The 4,722-nt window shown below is 62.8% G+C and carries 3 protein-coding genes; 1 reads left to right on the plus strand and 2 read right to left on the minus strand.

Features of this window, described 5'->3' with window-relative positions:
• Nucleotides 1-83: 83 nt before the first annotated feature.
• Nucleotides 84-1,418: a diaminobutyrate--2-oxoglutarate transaminase family protein gene (locus HX830_RS12705; RefSeq protein WP_103498127.1), complete on the plus strand. Its 1,335-nt coding sequence runs from the start codon at nt 84-86 to the stop codon at nt 1,416-1,418.
• Nucleotides 1,419-1,536: 118 nt separating this feature from the next.
• Here the strand turns inward: HX830_RS12705 and HX830_RS12710 are convergent, their stop codons facing one another.
• Both HX830_RS12710 and macA read right to left on the minus strand, forming a co-directional pair.
• Complete coding sequence (locus HX830_RS12710) at nt 1,537-3,498, minus strand: MacB family efflux pump subunit (RefSeq protein WP_177100504.1); 1,962 nt, start codon at nt 3,496-3,498, stop codon at nt 1,537-1,539.
• A gap of 2 nt (nt 3,499-3,500) precedes the next feature.
• The gene (gene macA / locus HX830_RS12715; RefSeq protein ID WP_177100506.1) at nt 3,501-4,658 is read right to left on the minus strand and encodes a macrolide transporter subunit MacA; all 1,158 of its coding nucleotides are present in this window, start codon (nt 4,656-4,658) and stop codon (nt 3,501-3,503) included.
• Nucleotides 4,659-4,722 lie beyond the last annotated feature (64 nt).

The following is a 4,722-nucleotide window of genomic DNA, read 5'->3' on the forward strand; positions in this document are numbered from 1 at the left end:
TCACCGCAGGGCTCTTACAGAATCGGGCTCAGCTCGAAATGAGCCGCCAATGAATTCGCACCTGTGCCAATGAGTGATCGACTATGGAAGAGTTAAGTAATCTCAAGAAACTGGAGTCGAACGCGCGCACCTATGCAGCGACGTTCCAACGCCTGTTTGTCAGCGGCAGGGGCATGCGGGTCAAGGATGCCAACGGTCAGGAGTACCTCGACTGCCTGTCGAATGCCGGCACCCTCGCGTTGGGTCACAACCCACCGGTGGTGCGTGATGCGGTGATCGAGTTCCTCAACAGCGATCACCTGCAGCAGGCCCTGGACCTGGCCACCCCGGCCAAGCACGCCTTCGTCCAGGAGCTGTTCGCGACCCTGCCGGCCGGCCTGCGTGACCACAGCAAGATCCTCTTCTGCGGCCCCAGCGGCTCGGACGCGGTCGAAGCGGCGATCAAGCTGGCCCGCCATTACACTCAACGCTCCCCACTGATGGCCTTCCATGGCGGCTACCACGGCATGACCGCCGGGGCACTATCGGCCATGGGCAACCTCAATCCCAAGGCGGGCCTGATAGCCCAGGGCACCCACTTCCTGCCGTTCCCCTACCGCTTCCGCTGCCCGTTCGGCACCGATGGCGAACACACCGACCGTCTCTCCATCGACTACATCCGCACCGTGCTCTGTGACCCGGAAAGCGGTGTGTCGAAGCCCGCGGCGGTGGTGGTCGAAGTGGTCCAGGGCGAAGGTGGCTGCATCGCGGCCTCGGCCGAGTGGCTGCGGGCCCTGCGCGAGATCACCCGCGAGCAGGGCATCCTGCTGATCATCGACGAAGTGCAGACCGGACTGGGGCGTACTGGCAGCCTGTTCGCCATCGAACATTCCGGGATCACGCCGGATATCCTGGTGCTGTCCAAGGCCATCGGTGGCGGCTACCCGATGTCGGTGATCGTCTATGCCGAGCACCTGGACACCTGGGGCCCGGGCATGCACGCCGGGACCTTCCGTGGCAACCAGGTGGCCATGGTCGCCGGGGCGACGACCATGCGCTACATCAGGGAGCACGACCTGGTGGGCAATGCCGCGCGGCGCGGCGAGCAGTTGCAAAGCGGGTTGGAGGATATTGCCCGGCACTTCCCCTTTATCGGCGATGTGCGCGGCCGTGGCCTGATGCTCGGGGTGGAAATCGTCAAGCCGGGCACCGGCTCGCGTCCAGGGCTGGGTGATGGCGCACGGGCGCGGGCGATCAAGCTGGAGTGCTTCGACAACGGCATGATGATCGAGACCGGCGGACGCCATAGCGCAGTCCTGCGCTTCCTGCCCCCCCTGAACATTACCGAGTCGGAAGTGGGCCAGGTCCTCGATCGCTTCGAACAGGCTCTCAAGAGCAGCAGCGCGGCACGGGTTACCAGCGTCAGCGCGGTAGGCTGAGCCCATCGGTGCTTGCCCGCGACGCTGAAAGCTTCGCGGGCAGGCACCGCTCCCACACGATCAGCGTCACCCCGAGAGATCAAAAAGGGCCCGTCGTACAAACGACGGGCCCTTCTTCTTAATCCCGCGCCAACGCCTCGATCGGATCAAGCCGCGCGGCATTGCGTGCCGGCACGAAGCCGAAGACGATACCGATCAGCGTCGAACAGATGAACGCGGTGACAATCGAGCTCACCGAGAACACCATCTGCCATTCCTTGACCAGCAGTGAAAACACATAACCGATGCCGAACGACAGGCTGATGCCGATCACCCCGCCGATCAGGCAGACCATCACCGCCTCCACCAGGAACTGCTGGCGGATATCCGACTGACGTGCCCCCACGGCCATGCGAATGCCGATCTCACGGGTCCGTTCGGTCACCGATACCAGCATGATATTCATCACCCCGATGCCCCCTACCGCCAACGAGATCACCGCGATCAACGACAACAGCAAGGCCAGCGACTGGCTGGTCTTCTGTACCGTCTGCATCACGCTGTCGAGGTTGTAGGTGAAGAAGTCCTTGGTCCCGTGACGTTTCTCCATCAGCTTGCTGACGTTGTCCTCGACCACCTTGCTCGGCTGGCCATCCTTCATCCGCACCGTGATGCTGTCCAGGAAGCTCTGGCCCAGCACCCGACCCGCCGCGGTTTCGTAGGGCATCCAGATATTCAGGTTCTTGCTGGTGTTGAAGATGTTCTTCTTGTCCTCGGTCACGCCAATCACCGTACACGGCAGGTTATCCACCAGGATCACCTGGCCCAGCGGGTCCACCGTCGGGCCAAACAGGCGGATACGGGTGTTGTAGTCGATCACCACCACCTGCGCCTGGCGCCTGGCGTCGTCCTTGGTGAACGACACCCCCGAGCCTATCTTGGTGCCGCGCACCTGGAAGTAACTCGGGCTGACCCCACTGACCGTCGCCGTCACATCGAGGTTGCGGTAGCGCACCAACAGGTTGCGGCCGATATTCGGCGAGGCACTGTCGATATAGTACAAGCCGCTCAAGGCCGCGACATCGGACAGCGCCAGGGTCTCGATGGACCCCGCCTTGTTGTCGCCGAAGTCGCTGCCGGGGAAGATCTCGATGGTGTTGCTGCCGATGGCCTGGATGTCCTTGAGCACATAGCGCTTGGCCCCTTCGCCAATGGCCACGATCGACACCACCGAAGTGATGCCGATAATGATCCCGAGCATGGTCAGCAAGGTCCGCATACGGTGCGAGATCAGCGCCACCCAGGCCATCACGAAGGCCTCCTGGAACAGCGCCAGACTGGCCATCAGCCGGTTGCCCTGCTTGGGTTTGGCCGGCAGGCGCTCGGTGGCTTTTTCGTTGACCACCGGGCGATTGGCGTTGACCCGGTCGGCGATGATCTCGCCGTCACGCATCTCGATGATGCGCTCGGCATGGGCCGCGACCTTTTCATCGTGGGTCACCAGGATCACCGTGTGCCCGGCGCTGTTGAGCTCCAGCAGGATCTTCATCACCTCCTTGCCGCTGACGCTGTCCAGGGCCCCGGTGGGTTCGTCGGCGAGGATGATTTCGCCGCCGTTCATCAACGCCCGGGCGATACTGACCCGCTGCTGCTGACCGCCCGACAACTGGCTCGGCCGATGTTCCAGGTGCCCCGCCAGGCCCAGGCGCACCAGCAGTTCCTGGGCGCGGCTGTAGCGCTTGGTCTCGCCGGTGCCGGCATAGACCGCCGGCATTTCGACGTTGTGGGTCGCCCCCAGGTGCGGCAACAGGTGATAGCGCTGGAAAATGAAGCCGAAGTGATCCCGGCGCAACTCCGCCAGCTCATCGTCACTGAGGGTGCTGGTTTCACGCCCGTCGACCTTGTAGCTGCCGCTGTTGGCGTGATCCAGGCAACCGAGCACGTTCATCAGGGTCGACTTGCCGGAGCCCGAGGCGCCGGTAATCGCCACCAGCTCGCCGGCATTGATCGTCAGGTTGATGTCATTGAGCGCGATGAAATCCTTCTCACCGGCGACGAAACGGCGGGTAATGCCCTTGAGTTCCAACAGGGGTCGGCTCATGGTCAGGCTCCCGCTACCACAGGTGTTGCCGACGGCTCGCCGATCACGACTTTGTCACCCTCGGCCAGGCCGCTCTTGATCTCGACCCGCACATTGTTGTTGATGCCGGTCTGCACATTGCGGATCTGCGCCTGGCCCTGATCATCCACCACCCGTACCGGGAAGGTGCCGTCCTGGTTCTTGTCACCCAGTGCCGCCACCGGCACCGTCAATACGGTCTTGGCCTGGTCACGGACGATATGCACCTGGGCGGTCATGGAAATGCGCAGGCGATGATCCGGGTTCGGCACATCGAACAAGGCGTTGTAGAAGACCGCGGTGTTCTGCTTGCTGGCGCCGGTGGCCTGGGCATCGAGGAAGTTCTGCGGCGCCGGCTCAGTGCCGCGCAACTTGGCGTAATAACGCTTGTCGGCGTCACCGAGGATAGTGAAATACACCTCCTGGCCCGGGACGATATGAATCACGTCGGCCTCGGAGACCTGGGCCTTGATGGTCATGGTGTCCAGGTCAGCGAGCTTGAGGATCACCGGCGTCAGCTGGCTGGCGATCACGGTCTGGCCTTCCTGGGTCACGATGCCCACCACATCACCGTTGATCGGCGCGACGATGCGGGTGTAGCCCAGATTGATCCGGGCGGTCTCGACCTGGATCCGTGCGTCCCTGACCTGCGCTTCCAGCGACAGCAGGTTGGCGCCCTTGACCTCGAAGTTCGATTGCGCGGTCTCGAAGTCCTGCTTGGAAATCGCGTCGTCCTCACGCAGCAGCTTGTAGCGCTCGTAGGTCGCCTTGGCATCCTTGAGTTGCGAGGCCGCCGCCTGTTTCTGCGCGATCAGGTTCTCTTCATTGACCTGCGTCTGGCGCAGGGCGTTCTGCAGCACCACCGGATCAATTTCCGCCAGCCACTGGCCCTGGGTGACCTTATCGCCCAGCTTGACCTTCAGCGACTTGAGCTGGCCCGAGACCTGCGCACCGACATCGACCTGCTTGATACCTTGCAGTACCCCGCTGGCCAGCACGGAGTTCTCGATATCCGCGCGTTCGACCTTGGCGGTCAGGTACTCCGGCGGTTTTGCCGGGGCCTGCACGCTGTAGAAAATAATCGCCGCCAGAACCAGCAGCACTACCACGATTACCACTTTGCGAAACTTCAACTTTTTCATAGAAAGCCACGAATGTGTTGAGGGTTGACCCGGCGGCCCCGCCGCCGGGCTTGAAGAGACTGTG

The sequence above is a fragment of the Pseudomonas gingeri genome (assembly GCF_013385425.1).
In the GTDB taxonomy this organism is placed as follows: Bacteria; Pseudomonadota; Gammaproteobacteria; order Pseudomonadales; family Pseudomonadaceae; genus Aquipseudomonas; species Aquipseudomonas gingeri_D.